The organism is Streptomyces roseolus (genome assembly GCF_014649855.1).
Classification (GTDB): domain Bacteria; phylum Actinomycetota; class Actinomycetes; order Streptomycetales; family Streptomycetaceae; genus Streptomyces; species Streptomyces roseolus.
Map to the genome: position 1 here is coordinate 227,047 of NZ_BMTV01000010.1, position 17,134 is coordinate 244,180.

The 17,134-nt window shown below is 70.3% G+C and carries 14 protein-coding genes; 4 read left to right on the forward strand and 10 right to left on the reverse strand.

The genetic code is table 11. The annotated features are described in order from the left end of the window. Nucleotide 1 precedes the first annotated feature (1 nt). Entirely contained in the window at nt 2-127 is a 126-nt protein-coding gene (locus tag IE245_RS37705; protein ID WP_268256555.1) for a hypothetical protein, read from the forward strand. Here the strand turns inward: IE245_RS37705 and IE245_RS37710 are convergent, their stop codons facing one another. From IE245_RS37710 to IE245_RS14775, 3 genes are read right to left on the reverse strand one after another with little or no spacing between them, the layout of a single operon-like run. Next, nucleotides 128-910 (reverse strand): RNaseH domain-containing protein, encoded by a 783-nt coding sequence (locus IE245_RS37710; protein WP_268256556.1) that lies wholly within the window; start codon nt 908-910, stop codon nt 128-130. It abuts the gene before it with no gap. Next, on the reverse strand, nt 799-3,090 hold the full coding sequence (locus IE245_RS14770; RefSeq protein ID WP_189947418.1) for a hypothetical protein: 2,292 nt from the start codon (nt 3,088-3,090) through the stop codon (nt 799-801). The genes IE245_RS37710 and IE245_RS14770 overlap by 112 nt, the downstream gene beginning before the upstream one ends. Beyond that, on the reverse strand, nt 3,087-4,517 hold the full coding sequence (locus tag IE245_RS14775) for a KAP family P-loop NTPase fold protein (protein ID WP_189947420.1): 1,431 nt from the start codon (nt 4,515-4,517) through the stop codon (nt 3,087-3,089). The genes IE245_RS14770 and IE245_RS14775 overlap by 4 nt, the downstream gene beginning before the upstream one ends. A 506-nt stretch (nt 4,518-5,023) precedes the next feature. Between IE245_RS14775 and IE245_RS14780 the strand changes: the two genes are divergently transcribed. Both IE245_RS14780 and IE245_RS14785 read left to right on the forward strand, forming a co-directional pair. Then, complete coding sequence (locus IE245_RS14780; protein ID WP_229851281.1) at nt 5,024-5,659, forward strand: hypothetical protein; 636 nt, start codon at nt 5,024-5,026, stop codon at nt 5,657-5,659. Nucleotides 5,660-5,939: 280 nt separating this feature from the next. Further along, nucleotides 5,940-6,935, forward strand: a complete 996-nt coding sequence (locus tag IE245_RS14785) for a hypothetical protein (protein ID WP_030492233.1) — start codon at nt 5,940-5,942, stop codon at nt 6,933-6,935. Between the two features lie 501 nt (nt 6,936-7,436). Here IE245_RS14785 and IE245_RS14790 read toward each other — a convergent pair. Beyond that, nucleotides 7,437-8,831 (reverse strand): NsdA family TPR-like regulatory protein, encoded by a 1,395-nt coding sequence (locus IE245_RS14790; protein WP_189947423.1) that lies wholly within the window; start codon nt 8,829-8,831, stop codon nt 7,437-7,439. Between the two features lie 791 nt (nt 8,832-9,622). On the opposite strand from IE245_RS14790, the gene IE245_RS37715 reads away from it, so the two are divergent. Beyond that, a complete protein-coding gene (locus IE245_RS37715; RefSeq protein WP_268256559.1) occupies nt 9,623-10,645 on the forward strand; it encodes a hypothetical protein in 1,023 nt (340 codons plus the stop codon). Nucleotides 10,646-10,764: 119 nt separating this feature from the next. Here IE245_RS37715 and IE245_RS14800 read toward each other — a convergent pair whose 3' ends face one another. From IE245_RS14800 to IE245_RS14825, 6 genes are read right to left on the reverse strand one after another with little or no spacing between them, the layout of a single operon-like run. Continuing rightward, nucleotides 10,765-11,979, reverse strand: a complete 1,215-nt coding sequence (locus IE245_RS14800) for a beta-ketoacyl-[acyl-carrier-protein] synthase family protein (protein ID WP_189947427.1) — start codon at nt 11,977-11,979, stop codon at nt 10,765-10,767. Continuing rightward, nucleotides 11,976-12,239 carry an acyl carrier protein gene (locus IE245_RS14805; RefSeq protein WP_189947429.1) on the reverse strand — a complete coding sequence of 88 codons (264 nt, stop codon included), beginning with the start codon at nt 12,237-12,239 and terminating at the stop codon, nt 11,976-11,978. The genes IE245_RS14800 and IE245_RS14805 overlap by 4 nt, the downstream gene beginning before the upstream one ends. After that, nucleotides 12,212-13,321 (reverse strand): beta-ketoacyl-ACP synthase III, encoded by a 1,110-nt coding sequence (locus IE245_RS14810; RefSeq protein ID WP_189947431.1) that lies wholly within the window; start codon nt 13,319-13,321, stop codon nt 12,212-12,214. Before IE245_RS14810 ends, IE245_RS14805 begins: the two co-directional genes overlap by 28 nt. Before the next feature lie 20 nt (nt 13,322-13,341). After that, nucleotides 13,342-14,184 (reverse strand): SDR family NAD(P)-dependent oxidoreductase, encoded by an 843-nt coding sequence (locus IE245_RS14815; RefSeq protein WP_189947433.1) that lies wholly within the window; start codon nt 14,182-14,184, stop codon nt 13,342-13,344. Continuing rightward, entirely contained in the window at nt 14,181-15,275 is a 1,095-nt protein-coding gene (locus tag IE245_RS14820) for a 3-oxoacyl-ACP synthase III family protein (RefSeq protein WP_189947435.1), read from the reverse strand. The genes IE245_RS14815 and IE245_RS14820 overlap by 4 nt, the downstream gene beginning before the upstream one ends. Further along, entirely contained in the window at nt 15,272-17,128 is a 1,857-nt protein-coding gene (locus IE245_RS14825; RefSeq protein WP_189947437.1) for an acyl-CoA dehydrogenase, read from the reverse strand. Before IE245_RS14825 ends, IE245_RS14820 begins: the two co-directional genes overlap by 4 nt. Nucleotides 17,129-17,134: the final 6 nt, after the last annotated feature.

The window sequence follows — 17,134 nt, forward strand, 5'->3', positions numbered from 1 at the left end:
AGTGACCGCTGTAAGTGGCGCAGCAAAGCCCGGCCACCAGAGGTGCGCGGTCCGCCAGCAGCGGGACGCCATGGCCGACCACTGCCTGGAGACCGTTTCCACCCCGCTCGCGCATCACCCCCAGTAGTCAGGACCGTCTGCAAGAACGGAGAAACGCACCTAACACGAGGTACTCGTCCTTGAGGTCTGCCAGGTGCATGAGGGCCGGCCACTGGGTGTCGTTGGCCGTGTGGGTGTAGGAGCAGCGCTGGGCCTGGACGTACATGGCGTACTCGGCAGGGTCGTCGCTGCCCTGGAGGAAGGCGGTGGTGATCTCCAGGGGGCGGGGGTTGCTGGCGGACAAGGTGGCGTTCTGGAGGGGGGTGGGGTCGAGCTTCGTGATGCCGAGGGGTGTCTGGTTCTGGTCCGAGCGGGGGTTGATGCCGTAGAAGACGGTGTCCCTGACTCGGGCGAGGTCGGAGTATCGGCCGCTGCCGAGTGTGCGCTGTTGGCGTTCTTTGTCCCACGGGACGCCGAAGAGGTGGGGAACGGCATCCCTGTCATCGGCCTCGCGCACCCGGTGATCCGCAAGCCGGCGTGATCGCCGGGCTTGCGAGGCGCGGGTACCGCATCGGGCCTCTCGAACCCGGTGCCAGGCAGGTGCAGGGCATTCGGGGTCAGGTACGAGTCCTGGAGCCAGGGCCAGAGATCGCGGTGGCGCAAGACGGCGGCACGTGCGAGGAAGACGCGGTCGGTGGTCGAGTCCAGGGCCAGGGCTTGGATGAGGAAGTCCGCGACGGCGCGGTAGCAGCCGAGCCTTCAGTCGTCGTTGCCCCCGCTGATGCGCTCGCGGCGAAGCAGCCCCACGCGCTCGGTGTCGTATCCGATTGTCTTCAACGCTGTGATCGCCTTCCCTCTCAGGCCGGGCCATGACGTGAAGCTCCCTTCCACCGCCTGCCGAAGGGCCTTCTTTCTGCCGCCCGGAATCGACCGGACCAATCTCGGGAGATACGAGAGCGCAGTGTCCGCTGCGGTCTGATTGGTGCCCAGCATGGGGATGAGAACACGGTCCAGGAGGAGACGACGTGCCGTGTCGTCGGTGACGGCCGCAGCGTGCCACAGGTCGAGGACCGCCTGCCGTTCGAGCTTGTTGCTCGCGGTGTCGTAACGATCGGACAGGAGTTCAGCGGCGTACCCGTCGGGGAGTTGCTGCCAGCCGGCGGCGACTAGGACATCGATGGGGTGGGCCGTGCGGGCCCGGCCTATCAGCTCGCGCCAGAACTCGGCCTGGTCGAGGACGGGAAGCAAACTGAGACGGTCCCGGACGGCCGAGGTGAGGGAGCTGATGGCCGAGGACTGAGAAGTCTTGATGAGCGCGGCGGCCGCCGAGTGGAGATCTACGGGAGACGGCTCCTCCACACGGATCCAGTCCGCCACCGTGGTGGGTCCCAGTTCGGGATGCCGCCGGGCGTAGGAGGCCATCTGCAGCGCGGACGGGAGCGCGTCGAGCGACATCCGTGACACGGCCTCCCGGCCAGCGTGCAGTCTACAGAGAATGCGCAACCGGGTGCGCTGTGGGTCGGGAAGCCACCCGCAGTGCTCCACGGCCTCCACGAGCGTGGTGACCTGCTCTAGGGACAGCGGGTGCTCGGCCGCGGTGGTGAAGTCGCGCAGGCACTCGACGACGGTGCCGGCGAGGTAGTTCAGCAACTCACCGTCTTCCCCGGGCAGCGTCGTGGTGTCGGATTCGGACAGCGTGGCTGCCACCGAGGCGCTCTCGTTCTGGAGTATGACCCGACGGTCGAGCAGCCCGCTCTCCACCAAGGGATGGAGTGCGCCGATGACGATGGACCGAGCGGCCGCGTCCTCGTCGCTCTTCGCGAATCCGTCGAGTGAGGCCAGGACGACGGCAGCGATGTCTGGGTGCTGGGAGGCCGGCCTGTCGTTGACGAGACGAACGAAGGCGTCCGCCGCATCGCCGACGATGTCCGCTTCCAGAGGAGACTCGTCCTCCGTCGCCAGATTCCACAAACGCTGGTACATGGATTCGATCTGGGGCTTGACGGCGTCGAGTTCGAGTCCGGGAGCAAGAACCCCGAGCCACTTCGGCCAACTTCTTACGTCGCGGCGCCTCGCGCTGATGAGAACGAGCCGGGCCAAGGACACGTCCCGTACTGCGGGGACGTACATAAGGTTCGCCTCCACCGAACTCCGGCCACCCGTTGAGCCGAGATTGAGAAGGATCCCGACGATAGTGTGCGCTGCCGCGGGGGCACCCTCATGCCAATGTTCCAGTGTCGAGGCAAGGGCCCGCAGCGCCGGATCGGGTGAAGCGGGCTCTTCCATGTCAGCCGCAGGCGTGGTGGTGGCTATCGCCCCGCCAGTAACAGCGGGGTCCGGTTCCTGCGGCGTCCTCTTCCATGCGTCGTGGTTCTCGATTGCTGTGGTGAGCTCCTTCGTCAAGATTTCGGCGCAGGCTTCTACGAGGCGCTCGGCTTCCCCGGAAGGAAGCTGCTTGAGCATGGCAACGACCTCGTCGGCTCCGCCACCCAGGAGGTGGTCTGAGAGCAGCTGCCGCACCCGTTCCGCGTCCGCCGCCAGTGCCGCCGAGGCGTGGCCGAGGAGAAGCATCGCGAGATCGACGTCCTCGTCGAGTTCTGCATGCTGAAGAGCGATCCGGCCCAGATCCGTGGCCGTCCCTCGCTTCCCGGCCATGGCCAGCCGCCAGCACCCGGGTACCACATTTGCCGGAAGCTCCTGAGGAGAGCCGACGAGGTGGGCGGTGATGCTCTCCAGCGCCGCATCTGCTCCGCCGTTGAGAGGGAAGGAAGGGTCCGAGCAGATGGCCAGGACGGCCAGCGCGACGTTCCTGCCCTCCAGGCCGATGACCTCTCTGGCTTGCTGGGCCAGGAGGGAGAGAACGGCCACCCGGTCCCGGGCGTCGAGTTCGGCCACCACGGATTTCAACGCCACCAGGTCTGCGTTCTGCGCGTGCTGCTCAATGGTCTCGGCCAAGGAGGCTGGCAGGCCGAAGATGCTGCCGCTGCTCTGGAGGAAGATCAGGTCACGCCCTGGTCCCGGAATCGTCCGGGTCTTGCGGAGGTACGTCACCAGCTGGCGTCCGTGATTCGTGCGGGCCGCCTCACGGTCCTCCGCGCGCGCTCGTCAGCAGCAGTGAGATGAACATCGACGGAGGCCTGTGCTCGCGCATACGCCTTGGCCGCTTCCTTGACATCGGCAGAGACGAATCCGTCAAGCTCGGCCTCGGCGTCATCCGCGTAACGCACGACGTGTTCGCACAGTCGGTGATCCAGCAGCAGATCGCGAGCGAACAAGGGGAACTCCACCCGAAGGCAGACCAGGCGGGCGATCTCTTCCGCGCGCGAGGACGGATCGGTTTCCAGAAGCCCGTCCGCCGCCCGTTGCTCAGCCAGACGGTACGTGAGGACGAAGGCGTTGAGCAGGGCCTTCACCCGGCGAGGGCTGCGGACGTGGGACGGAATCAGGATGCTGACGATGAGGTCGACGTCCACCTTCGCCCATACCCCATCGCGCCCGCGGACAAGTCCGGCAGCGAAGCTGGTCACTCGCCCGACGAGTAGAGGAGGCAGGCTGATCTGGTATGGGAAAACCTTGTCGAGGTAACCGCTTCCGCTGCTGTAGTAAGGGTTCACCGTGTCGGCAGGCGTTGCCTGTTGCAGAGCGCGAGTCAGCGCTTCCTCAAGGACCTGCTGGTCAGCCGCCACGATGAAGACACACCGTTCCACGCCGAGGAACGTCCTCAGCGCGTCCAGGGTCGCCACGACATCCGAGGGAGCGCAGCGGTCCAGCTCGTCCACGAAAACGACCAGTCGCTTGACCTTCGATTGCTCCACCAGCGAGCTGAAGAGCCTCTCGAACTGCTCGTCGCTGTCGGCGGCGTCGGTCTTGTGCTCGCGAGTGAGCGTGCGGGATACGAGCACCGTCAAAGACGTGAGCAGCGCTGCCGGCGCCAGACCGGCCTTGAGGACGTCGGTGACCATGTCGATGAACGTCTGCTGGAACGGGCCACTCCTCACCCACGCCAGCACGGCTACCACTAGCATAGATGCGCTGGCGATTACCGCGAACATCCGCGCGTAGGTCCACAGCAACCGCAGAAGGGCACCACCGCCGAACTCGATTCTGGCGGTGACCTGTCCGCTGTAGAGGTCTTCGTGATACTTGCGGTCCCCGATGCCGAGCGCGGTTGCGACGGCGATGATGAAGTTCCTGCGCAGCGGGTTCTCCGCGTACTTGAACGCGTCGAAGCGCACGAACCGCACACCTCGGTCCCTGGCCAGCTCACCTCGGAGGAGGTTGGCCACACCTGACTTGCCCGACCCCCACGGCCCCCACACGGCGATGTTCGTCGGTGTCGGAACGGAGCACACCAGGTGGTGCAGCTGTCCTGCGATATGGCCATGGGCGAGTCGGTCGCCTCGCCCGTCCTCGATCTCCCGATCCTGCACCAGGTCGTCCGACTCCAGCCGGCCACCGCCCCCACCCGCCACGTTCACTCCGATCCCCGCGCACCCGCGTTACGGCAGCAGCTGACGCATGACGCCGTCATATTCTCGAACCGTCACGCATGACGATAGACCTGGGCACTGACAGTGGGCAGCGGTGGCGGAAGAGTGTTCGGCCGAGCTGCGCGTACGAGTGTCTTTGCGGGCGCGGTCCGGCGTCGTACGCAGCCGGCATCGGCGGCGGGCTGACCGGACGCGACGTGCACATCGCCGTCGTGGGCAATCCGGCCGCCCGCAACCAGGCCGCCAAGTGTGGGACTCGGCGACGCTGCCGAGGATGGCCTTGCGGTGTTGCGTAGGTCGGGGCGTTTGTCAGTGGTGGTCGCTACGTTGCTGGGTGATGTCGCTCGATGAGGATGAGGACGGCCATGGGAGAAAAGGTCCGCCGGAACTACAGCAATGCCACTGTGGCGGCGTTGATGACACTGGCTCGTGGCGGCTGCTACGCGCCACGCTGTGGGGCCCCGACTGTGCGGATGATTGACGGGGAACCGGTGATGAACCTGGACATCGCCCACATCCGCGCCTTGAAGCCGGACGGTAAGCGGTTCGACCCGACCTGGACGGTGGACCAGCGGAACAGCTTTGCCAATCTGATTCTGTTGTGCAACGTCCACCACAAACGGGTCGACGGAGCGGAGGGTGAGCGGTACACAGTTGCGCTGCTTGAAGAGTGGAAAGCCGAGCGTGAAGCGGATGGGCAGGAGGCGCTTGCGGGTCTTACGGGGCTCACGGAGCGGCGGCTGGTCGAGATGATCCATGAGGCGCAGGAAGCGTACGTCGAGCGGCTTGGCCCGCTCCTCGGGGCGATCGCGGAACGCATGCCAGAGCTGGCTTCGCTGGTGAGCCTGCTCCGCTCGGATCTGGACGAACTGCGTGGCATGCGTCCCGTGTCCCAGGACGCGGCGTGGATGCTGTACCAGGCAAGCCAAGGGCTCGGTCACTTGCAGGACAACGCTCCCTGGCTCCGCGAGGCGAGTGACGGTCTGCGACACCTTCAAGACAGTGCGCCTCTCCTGGCAGCGGCTGCGAACAGTCTGGCCCGGCTGGCAGATCTGCCAACGCAACTCGATTCAGCTGCCGACGAGGTTCGCAGTGCCGCCGCCGCACTGTCCGACGCGCGTCGCTACTGACACGCCTGTCTCAATCCGCAGGCGGCGTCATCGAGTCCGGTTGCGACGCGGTTTGGCCAGTCACCCGTCCTTGCGTCCGAGCGGGGAGAGTATCTGCTCGCGGCGCGCAGGGTATGCGCTAGCCTGCGGGCAGGAATGGAGCCTGGGACGGTACCTGGGCCACCTCCAGTCGTCTTGAGGTACGGAGCGTCGGAAAGCGCCCTCGCCACCACCTCCTTCCCGCTTCCTGTGCACCTGTTCTGTCCGGCCGTCGTGTGCCGGACAGCCGAAAGGCGTTTCCTTGACCATCTACTCTCAGCACGCCACCCGTGGAAAAACCCAGATCCTGGCGACCTACCAGGGTCCCGACGGCGTCGTGTCCAAGACCGTAACGAGTCTTGCCGAGCCTCGCCTCGCGGTTCCGGTCGTCGACGCCCTCAATCGGATCTCCGCCTTCGCCACCGTCCCTGTCAGCATCCACGACCGCCGGGAACGGCGTGTGGGCTACTACCCGCGCACGCACCTCGCCGCGCTGACCGACCCTGCCGCCCGCACCGCTCTTCTCGGCGGCGCGCACAGTCTGTGGTACGAGTACGTCTGCCTGCGGCTTCACCAAGCGCTCGCCGACCTGGAAAATGCAGTGGCGGCTCTCCCCGACACGGTCAGCAGGGCGATCCGATCCGAACTGGAGGCAGATAAGCACGGGTTGCAGGCAGGACTCGCGGACTTCTCGGGAACTTCCTCGGAGGAGGATCCGGAGACCGAGCGCTGCTGGGAGTTCGGGCACCCCTTCGTGAAGTACGACGACGGACTGGACACGCTGAGCGACAAGACGCGCGAGCAGCTCGACCGACGTGAGTCGGGATTCACCTCGGAGGAACGGGAGAAGGCGGTCGCCGCCCTCCGGGTGCTGGTCACCGCGCACTCCCAGGGCGGCGACGTGTGGGCTTCACTCGACGACCCCAGCTGTCGCCTCTTCGTGGAGCCGTACGACTCCGACGGCTTCTACCTGACGATCGAAGCGCCGGAACCGGGCGACGACGAGGCTTCGTGGGAGATCGAGGTCGGGCGTTGGGTGCCGGACGATCCCGAGGAGGAGCCCGGGAACCACACCAGCGCGACAGGCCACGCCGTGGTCGGCTGCGCCCTTCCTGTCGCGCCGACCGCCGAGGAGATCGCTCACTTGCTGAAGTCCGTGGACGAGAAGCCGCTGCTGCTCGCCGAGTGGGCTGAGGCGCCCGCGGGAGCGGTACTCGCCGGGACGGCGATGGTGGTGACCGAACGCTACGACTCGTGATCCGGGCCGGCAAGGAAGCCGTGACGCCGACGTGATGGGCTGGGAACGGCCTGCCACCTCATGCCGAGCGGACGCTTCAGCCGTGGCGGTCACCCCGCGAGGTGACGGCCACGGCTGGACCGGCGTGCGTTGCCATCCGGATAGGCTGGGGTTGTCCTTGCGGAGGTTGGCGGACACCAATAAAGACAATGTCAACCGTCAGGTCCGCCTGTCCTTTTTCGGATAGTCCTGATGTGGCCGATCTCGCAGCGTCGGGGCGGTGCTGCTGTCTTCGCGGCTCGGGGGCCGGGGCCTTGAACGGCCCGGCCGGAGGAGTCGATCCTGCGGCCCGGCAGACACCCGCAGCCCGTGCGACGGCCGACAGGACACGACGGCGTGGGAACATGACGGTTGGCGGGACGTGTGAACGATCGGCCGGCTGGTGAGGCAGGCGTACCACGGCGAGCGCCACACGGCCCTGGCGCTGCGGCGTGACCAGGTGGGTCGTCGTCCGGCTGGGGGTCAGAGCGGCTCGCGCACGCGTGGCGTACGGGCCGCCCGGTCCAGCAGAGCGCGAGCCGAGGGGTGGCGGCCGTACGGGCGGAGGAGGCCGCGCATGTCGGTGAAGGCCCTGTCCACTCGGCTGCTCGAGAGGGCGGAACGGGCGTCGAGGAAGCGGTGGCAGGCGTCCAGTGCCTCGGTGAGCCGACGCGCCCGCAGGTGCAGGCGGGCGAGGTCTGCGAGGAGGAGGGCCCGTGCGCGCCGCTCGTCCGCGGGCCGGTGCCGGACCGACGCGGCCAGAGCGGTCGCCGCGCCGCGTTCGTCACCGAGCCGCAGGCGGACGACCGCCTGCTGGTGCAGCAGCGAGGCCTGGTGGTACGCGCCGACCGGGGTGTCCTGCGTGCTGCCCGCCCGCTCGATCATGGTCTCGGCGTGGGCCAGGGCCCGTAGCGCCTCGTGCCGTGCTCCCTCACCGGCGTGGGCGACGGCGAGCTGTCCGTACACGAACGCGCGACGGAGCTGCGGTCCCGTCACGCAGGCGGCTGCGCTCTCCGCCAGACGCACCGCCTCGCGCCTGTGCCCCATGGCGTCGGCCTGGACGGACAGGGCCCGCAGCGCCACCGCGTAGTCGGGCGGGGAGCCGTTCTCGGCGGCGAGGCGGAGCGCGACGAGGTAGTACCTCTGGGCGAGTCCCTGCAGATCGTCGTCGAAGTGCATGAATCCGCAGAGGTAGGCGAGTTCGCCGGTGGCGGTCAGCAGGCGGCGTCGTACCGCCGGAGCCGCGGGGCGGTGCAGCCGGGGGCGCACGTCGGAGGCGAGGTAGGCGACGAGGGCTCGTCGGCCCTGCCCCCCGCCGAAGGTGATGTCCATGTGGTGGAAGACGCGGGCCATGGCCTCGATGCCCTGTACCTCGGAGGCATGGACGCGTGTGCCTTCCGGCGGCCCGCCTGCGGGAAGCGGGCTGGTGGCGATCTGTTCGTAAGGAGGTAGCCGCAGCGCGGCGAGTCGGAACGGAGCGCCTCGTCCGGTCCTTTCGCGGCCGACGGTGTGGCCGGTGGGCCACGTGGCCAGCTGTCCGAGGCCATGGGCCGCGTCCTCGTCCCGGTCCTCGCGAAAGGGCGCCGCGCTTCCGTGCGTCGTGTCCTTCCGGCCCGGTGGTACGGGCAGGAAGCCGGCGTCCGCGAGGGTCACCGGGCGCCTGAGCTTCCGGGACAGTGCTTCGACGACCAGGGCGGTGGCATTGTCCCGGGGTCGTGTGCCCGAAAGCCAGTGGGCCACGGCGGATCTGTCGTAACCGAGCACCAGGCCGCTCTCCGCGGCGATCGCGTTGACCCGCGCGGCCAGCTCCGCGGCGCTCATTCCCGCCTCCCCCAGCAAACCGCGCAGCGCCTGGTTGGGGCGCCGGTATGAGGACACTCGCACCTCCTCCGCACGGGGTCGCGCAGACCCCGGGGCTCCTGCGCTCAGGCTGCGGTACGCCTCGGCGTACGGACAAGCACGCATCCGGGAACTCCCGGGGCACATCTCGCCAGCGGTACGCCAGGGGCATATGCCGTCAGACTCACCCCGAGGTGAGGGGCTCCGGAAGCTGCGGCCGGAGACTCCGACTCCCCTTTCAACGGCGCCCGCTCTTCATCGGGTGCATGGATGAACGAGGAACGTTTTTTCGATTGCAGTCACCTCGATGGGAACGGGGCAAGAGGATCGGAAAATGTCCTATTTCATACTGCCTGTCATGTCGAGAGGTGCCCTACCCTTACGGCGCCAGCTCGACGCGAGGCGGCAAGGAGAACACCGCGGGAGCGGCCCATGGGTTACAGGACAGCGCGGCGTGAGAGCGCGAGCGGCCGATGCCGGCTTTCGGCCGCCGCGGGCGCGCCTGACGGCGTCCCGCCCATTGCAAGCCGCCGCCGCACCTCGATATGCAGGGGCGTTCGCCCACCCTCGTAGCCGTGTGCCCCCGCGCCGCCGGGCGTCCGTTCCTCGTCGAAGCCACCGCTGTGGCGTCACACGGGCGCCGGGCGCGCGGCTCACGCCTCTCCACTCGAACAGAACGCCGCCACGCCACGTGATGCCTGGTGTCCGTTGCCGGCCCTCGTTCGTCCCATGTAAGCGAAGGCTCGCGTATGAACCGCACTCTGCAGCTCCGCACGTTCTCCTCCTCGGCCGTCCCCCCGGGCGAGATCGTGGTAGCCCGTGACTTCACGATGCCGGGGCGGGGCCGACTCCCCTGCCCCGCGGGGGACGTGATCGCCGTGGACCTGCGTCGCGGGGGCGGCAAGATCCGCCGCGCCTCTCTCTCGCTCCAGGACACCCCAAGGCCCGGGACGGCGAAGGTCTACACCGCCTCCTACGTGGACCGTGCCGGTCAGGCAGTGGGTTTCGCGATCGGCGCGCACGCGAACGAAGCTCACCTCGCAACGGACGCGGTGGCGCGGTGGTGCCGCGCCTTGCGCTCGCGCCGGCTGGTCGTGGCCGACGTCGGGCGTCCGTGCCTCTGCCTGGACTTCGCCCCTCCTCGGGATGCGAGGACCGTGCTGCCCTCTCAGACGCAGGAGCACCGGTCTGTGCTTCCGCCCCCTCACGGGCAGCCCCGGCAGTGCCCCGCCGCAGCCATGTCCCTGGAGGACACGCGCACCTACGCACAGCGAGGTGACACCGTCGTCCTGATCGGAGAATCGGAAGACGCCGTGGCGGCCCTCAAGGCCGAAGGCCCGGACCACACGGTGGTCGTCCGTAGCGCGGTCGAGGCCGCCGCGCTCGACGTGCCCCGGCCGGAACGGATCTCGTTCGTCGTCCAGCCAGGACTCCCCGCCGAGGAGGCCATGCCCGTTCTCGCCGCCTTACGGGAGCGTTTCCCGCTCCTGCGCGGACATCACTTCGACGCCCTCTGCCACCGCTCCTCGGACCGCACGGCAGCTGCCTCCGTCGCGAGTACGGGCGCCGACGTCGCGCTCGTACTCGGGGAGCCCGCCGACGCCGACAGCGCTCGCCTCGCCCGGGCCTGCCTCCCCGCCCGCACGCGGATCATCAACCGCCTCGACCAGGTGGGCCCCGGCCTCATCGAGTCGGCCACGACCATCGCCCTCGTCCCGGCACGCACCGCCCCCGCCCGACTGGCTTCCGCAGTGGAGCAAGCGCTCACGGGCCTCGGCCCTCTCACCGTGATCAGCCGTTCGGTGTCGTCTCGCCCGGGGATCTTGAGGCTGAGACGCGAGACACCCTGCTGACCACCATGCGGCGCGTGGTCCGCCCCGCCGGAACCGGTCCCGAGGAGGGCCGATCCGAGACGCCGCTCCTCCCGCCGGGTGCGACGGCCCCGCCACACGGGAGATCGGACGGGGCCCGGTCAAGGCGACACGAAGGCCAGGACGGTGTTGTGCCCGCCGAAGCCCAGAGAGTGGCTGAGCGCCAGACGGACGGGCTGGAGGCGGCAGTCCGTGGCCACGATGTCGATGCCCGCGGTGGCGTCGTCCGGTGCGGTGAAGTTGGCGGTGGGCGGCACGGTGCCGTGGGCGATGGTCAGTACGGTGAGGGCGGCCTCGACGGCTCCCGCAGCCCCCATGGTGTGGCCCAGCACCCCTTTGGCCGCTGTGACCGATGGCGGCCGGACGGGATACAACTCCCGGATCACGGTGGCTTCCACGCGGTCGTTGAGGGGCGTGCCGGTGCCGTGGGCATTGATGTGGTCGACCTCGTCCCGTCCGGCCCCCGTCTGTTCCAGGGCTGCCAGGGTCGCGGCTCGAAGTCCGGCCCCACCGGGGTGCGGTGCCGTGGGGTGGTGGGCGTCGCTGGTGGTGCCGTGGCCGGCGAGCAGAGCCAGCGGACGGGCCGCGCGGGCGGCGGCGTGCCGGCCGCGCTCCAGGACGAGCATCCCGGAACCCTCCCCGAGGACGAACCCGTCGCGGTCCTCGTCGAAGGGACGCGAGGCGCTTTCCGGATCCCCGTTCCGGAGGGACAACGCGCCCATCTTGGCGAAGGCCGCGGCGCACAGGGGGGTGATCATGGCATCGGTGCCCCCCGCGAGGGCGATGTCGCAGGCCCCGGACTCCAGGAGCAGACTGGCGGTGACGAGGGCGGTGGCTCCCGAGGCACAGGCGGTGGACGTCTGCAGGGCGGGGCCGGTGACGCCGAGTTCGAGAGCGAGGTGACCGGCGGCCATGTTGGGGAGGTAGGCCGGCAGCGTCATGGGGGAGACCACCCCGTACCCGCCGGTGAGGAGTTTGCGGTGCTGGGCCTCCAGGGACCCGATGCCACCGGCCGCGGTGCCGACGACGACGGCCACGCGCGAGGAGTCCCAGGCGGCGGGTTCCAGCCGGGCCGTGCCGAGGGCCTCCCGAGCAGCGGTGAGCAGGAAGCGGGTGGCGGGGTCGAAGCGCCAGAGACGTCCCGGTCCGGGCTCCATGGTCGGCACGCGGCAGGACATGGTCACCGGACCACCGCCGAGGACGGGGTCGGTCCGTGCGGTGGACGTGCCGGCGCGCACGGCCTTCCAGGTGGCGTCCGTTCCGGTGCCGCCGGCCGTCACCAGACCGACGCCGGTGACGGCGATCGTGTCGCTCACTGTGCGGCCTCGTGTCCGGACGCCGGCTCGGCCAGGAGGGCGGCCACCGAACCGGCCACCTCGCCGACGGTGAGTTCGCTGTTCGCGGCGGAGTCGTCGAGGGGGATCCTCCACTGCTCCTGCAAGGTGACGTACAGCTCCACCACGGCAAGGGAGTCCAGATCCAGTTCGCCGAGGGTGGCGCTGGGTCCGATGCGGTCGCCGTCGACCTCGAACTTGTCGACGAGAAGGGTCACGAGATGGTCGTAGACGCGGTCCACGGATGGCTCCTTGAGAGGTCGGAGGTGTAGAGGGGCGTGGTGTCAGGGCCGGACGGCGGTTCTTCCGACCTGGGGACGGCGGCGGGCCAGTTCAGCGTGGCGGAGGCCCAGGTGAGTCCGCCGCCGAAGGCGGTGAGCAGTGACCGCGCGCCGGGGGCGACGGCCTGGTGAACGGCTGGGTCGGCCAGAACCAGGGGGATGGAGGCGGCCGCGGTGTTGCCGAGTTCGCCGATGTTGCCGAACCTGTGGACGGGCGCGATGCCCAGACGGTCGCCGACCGAGTCCAGGATTCGCTGGTTGGCCTGGTGGCCGACGAACGCCCGTACGCTGTCCGGCGCCCAGCCGGCCCGGCCCAGGACGGCGCTCGCCGACTGCGTCATCCGCCGGACCGCGTGGGCGTAGACCGCGCGGCCCTGCATGTGGAAGTACCGGGCGTCCGGGCCGGGCGGCGGCAGGTGGCGCGGGTGCCTGGACCCGCCGTGCGGGACGGTGATGAGGTGGCTGCCGCTCCCGTCGGCTCCGAGGTCGACGGCCGTGACGGCTCCGGGATCGTACGGGGCACCCCGAGCCAGCAGCACGGCTCCGGCACCGTCGCCGAAGATCGGCGCGGTCTCCCGGTCCGCGGGGTCGACGATGGTCGTGTACGTCTCGGCGGCGATCACCAGGACGGTGGAGCACATGCCGCCGCGGATCAGGGCGGTCGCCGTGGCCAGGGCGTAGAGGAAGCCGGAGCAGACGGCCGAGATGTCGAAGGCGGGGATCGCGCCCAGGCCGAGCCGGTGGGCGACCGCGGGAGCGGTGGCGGGGCAGGGGTGGTCGGGTGTGCTGGTAGCCAGGAGAAGCGTCTCGGGGCGGGGGACGCCTGCTGAGAGGAGGGCGGCCCGTCCGGCTCCGACGGCGAGGTCGCCGGTGCTGGTGCCCGGATCCGCGTGCCGCCGGTGGACGATGCCGGTGCGGTCGCGGATCCAGGTGTCGTCCGTGCGCAGACCTCCGCGCGCGATGACCGTGTCGTTGTCGACGACGCGTGGCGGAAGGCAGGCTCCGATGCCGGTGATGACGGCGGTGGTTGCGGCTCGGGGCATGTCGGCCGTCTCGTCGGGGTTCATGCCGCGGCGAAGGGAGAGGGGGGCTTGGGGTACCCGGCCAGGCCGCCGTCGGGTACGGCGAGGCCGCCGTCGACGACGAGGGCGTGCCCGGTCACGAACGACGCGGCCGGGGAGGCGAGGAAGAGAGCGCCTCCGACCACCTCGTCCACGGTGGCCCACCGGCCGAGCGGGACGTGGCTGGTCAGCCAGTCCGACAGAGGGCCGGTACCGCTGGCGAAGGCCGTCATGTCGGTGCGGGTCCAGCCGGGGCAGAGGGCGTTGACGCGGATGCCCTGGCGCGCCCAGCCGACCGCGAGGCTGCGGGCGAGGGATACCTGGGCGGCCTTGGTGGCGGCGTACGCCTCCATCATCGGAGTGCCGACGAGCCCGGCGACCGAGGACATCAGGACCAGGCTGGCGCGGTCCGAGTCGGCCAGGTGGGGGTGGGCGGCCCGGCACAACGCGGCCGTGGCGTTGAGGTTGACGGTGACGACTGTGTCCCAGTCCTGCTGGCGGGCGTGCTGCAGCGGTGCCATCAGGGGGCTGCCGTCCTCCGCGGTGGGGAGGGTGCCGGCGTTGTGGACGACGACGTCCAGGCCGCCCAGGGCGGCGGACGCCCCGTCGACGAGGTCCGCCGCGACGCCCGGCTCGGCGAGGTCTCCGGCGAGCACCACGGCCTTGCGGCCCCGCTCCTCCACCGCCCGCACGGTGTCGTCGAGGGCGGACGGCGTCCGGGCGGTCACCACCACGTCGCAGCCCGCGTCGGCCAGCGCCTCGGCGACGGCCTTTCCGATGCCGCGGGACGCGCCCGTCACCAGCGCGCGGGCGCCGTCCAGGCGGAAGAGGTTCATGGCGTTCATCGATGGGCTCCTTCGGATTCGGATGGTCCCGCGTGCGGGGTTCCGGTCGCGCCGGGTGGGGGCGTGGTGGGCGTCTGCGCGGGAACGGCTCGTGCCCCGCTCCAGGTGAGGAGGGCGCTGCCCCAGGTCATGCCGGCGCCGAACACGGCCAGCAGGACCCTGTCGCCGGGCCTCAGCCGACCGCGGGCCGCGGCGCGGGCCAGCGCGTACGGCGTGCTGGCCGCACCGATGTTGCCGACCTCGTCGCCGACGACCACCAGGCGGTCGGCGGGGATGCCCAGGTCGGCGCCGATACGCCTGAGCAGCACGGGGTTGGGCTGGTGGGCGACGACGCAGTCCACGTCCTGGATGCCGAGCCCGCCGCGGTCGAGGGCGTCGGTGATCAACCGGGGGAAGACGTCCGTGATGAACCGGCCGATGGTGCGGCCGTCCATGCGGATGCAGTGCGCGCGGTCGGCGAGCGTGGCCGCGCTGGCGGGGAACCGACTGCCCCCGGCGGGGATCAGGACACGGTCGGCGAGGGTCCCGTCGGAACCGAGACTGAAGTGCGTGAAGCCCTGGGAGGCGGGCACCGGCCCCAGGACGGCCGCGGCGGCACCGTCGGCGAACAGGACGGCGGTGCCCCGGTCGGCGGGGTCGAGGAACTTCGAGTAGACCTCGACGCCCACCACCGCCGCGTACCGGATCTCGTCGGTGCCCCGGAGCCAGTCGTGGGCCACCTTGGCCGCGAACAGCCACCCGGAGCAGGCGGCGCTGACGTCGAGGGCGACGGCACCGGAGGCGCCCACCAGGGTCTGGATCCGGCAGGCGGTCGAGGGCCCCAGCTCGTCGGGGGTCGAGGTGCCGCAGATCAGCAGACCGATGTCGGCGACGTCGACTCCGGCCGCTTCGGCCGCCGAGGATACCGCCTGCGCCGCCAGGTCCGAGGCCGCCTCGTGCGGGCCGGCCACGTGCCGCCTCAGTACTCCGGTGCGTTCGCTGATCCATTGCGCCGTCACGCCGGCGCTCTCGGCGACCTCGGTGTTGGTGCGTACGGTGGGGGGCAGGTGGGTGCCCATGCCGAGCACGCCGATGCGGCGTCCGCCCGTCATCGCGCACCTCCTCGGGTCCAGCTGAGGGTGGCCCTCAGCGCGGTGTCGTAGTCCGTGGCGGCCAGGGGGGCGGCCACGATGTCTTCGGGATGGGCGAACGCCTGTGTCAGCAGGGGAAGATGGGGCACGATCGCGTCACAGAGCTCGTCGGCCACGTCCGTCAGCTCCTGGACGTCCGCCGGTCGCAGCGTTCCGTGGGCAAGCAGGGAGCCGGACCAACGGCGGGCGGCCATGACGCCGTGCAGTGCCGCCAACGGCCGAAGGACCTGGGCCAGGCCGTGATCGTGTATCCCGTCCACCGTCCGTGCCACGTCTTCTGCCACGAGCGCGTTCGCGTAGAGCTCGCCGAGGATGCCCGCGTCTTCCAGCAGCGGGTTCCAGGCGTCGAACGGGTCGCTCGGATCCATGGCGCGCAGGCGTTCCGACAGGTGCCGGGTCAGGCCGTCCTGGTGCCGGCGTGCCGTCACGGGCCACCAGCGCGGGGACGTCGCAGACGGCGCCGGAGGTGCCATGCCCGCCGTCACGGCCTCCTCGGTGAGGGAGCGGCCGATGTCGTAGAAGACGAGCTGGCTGTCCCCGCCGGCGGCGTCGAAGGCGTGGTGGAAACCGTGGTAGGCGGCCAGACGGTTCACGTCCAGGTGCCCGGAGAAGCCGCAGCGGCTCTGGCAGTCGGCCGTGACCCGCGCGGCCAGCCGGACCGCGACGGCCTTGTAGGCGGCCAGCGGGCGGCTGACGGCCGCCCACGGCGTGAACCCCATCGCCCCGGCTTCCTCCCCGGCCGGTGCCATCGGGGCGGCGAGAGAGTCCGTCCACACGGCGCGCGCTCCACCGGCGGCGCATGTCAGGGCGAAGGCGTCCGCCAACGCTCCCAGTACGGCCCGCTGCTGCGTCCGGTAGGCGAGGAGAGGGGCCCCGGGAGCCAGACTGCTCTGGGTACGGCGCTGCCGCGCGTAGTTGACGGCCTGCACGGCCGACTGGCGTGCGGTCGCGGCCGCGACCGCAGGCATGGTCGCCCACAGGCCCTGCCCTACGCGAAGGGTGTGCTGCAGGCGCCGTCCGCTCGATCCGGCCGGGTCGTGGAATCCGCCGTCGCTCCCGATGCCCGCACCGTCGGCGAGCCAGTCGGCGTACGGCACCCGGACGTGGTGGAAGCGCACGAGGACGTAGTCGAGGGGCAACGCGTCCAGCCCGAGCGGCGAGGACACCTCGATGCCGGGCAGCGGTCCGTCGTCACCGGTCAGGTCGACCACGAACGCGAAGACCCCGCGGTCCTCACCGTCGACGACCAGACGCGCGAGTACCACCGCCGTCTGCGGCACGTCCAGGGTCCCCGCGCTGCCGAACTTGGCGGCCTGCGGGTCCGGCGTGTGCAGGACGAACTCGCCGGTGTCCCGGTCGAACTCCGCGCGTGTCCGGGTCGCGAGGTGACTGTTGGCCTGCCCGGCCTCGGTGATGAGATAGGCCCCCTTGACCCGCCCGCTCCGCAAGGCCTCCATCCTCCGCTTCAGGCGTTCGCCCGGCTCGTCCGTGAGCCGGACCATGGATCCCAGGCAAAGCGTGTGGTGGACGAGGGCCGCCAGGCAGAGGGAGGGGTCGGCCACCGCGGCCCAGGCGTGGACGGTGGAGAGCCGGGCAGGGTCCTCGAAGAGGCGGTCCCCCGCCGGGAGGAGATCGCCCAGCCGCCCCAGTCGGCGGAGCAAGTGGTCGCCGGGGGCATCTCCTCTTGCCGCATCGGACCAGGCGTCGGCGGAGAGCGCCTTGTGCAGCGAGGAGAGGAAGGAGGAGTCGCAGGGGCCGTGGAGGAGACGTCGAACCTCTTCACGGGCGGCCGTGGACAGGGACGCGATGGGCATCGCTGG